The organism is Psychrobacter sp. CAL346-MNA-CIBAN-0220, assembly GCF_040309805.1.
Lineage (GTDB): Bacteria > Pseudomonadota > Gammaproteobacteria > Pseudomonadales > Moraxellaceae > Psychrobacter.
The window spans coordinates 1-248 of record NZ_JBEOPF010000588.1; the positions used below are offsets into that span (position 1 = coordinate 1).

Consider the following 248-nt stretch of genomic DNA (forward strand, 5'->3'; position numbering starts at 1 on the left):
CAGTGATATTGTTTATAATAACCGTTTTGAATCTATTCAAGATGAGTTTTTATATAACCGCTTAGGTTATGCCGGCTTATCGCATGATAAATATGGTCAAATTACCATTGGTAAACAATGGGGTTCGTGGTTCGATGTTGTTTACGCCACCAACTACAGCTATGTGTGGGATGGTAACGCAGCAGGTGTTTACACATATAATAAAGACGATGGCGCAGTAAATGGTACCGGTCGCGGTGATAAAACGT

1 protein-coding gene is annotated in these 248 nt (G+C 39.9%); it reads left to right on the plus strand.

Annotated features, from left to right (window positions below; all coding sequences use genetic code 11):
* On the plus strand, positions 1-248 hold a 248-nt coding region (locus AAEY88_RS14905; protein WP_350563643.1), incomplete at both ends, for a hypothetical protein.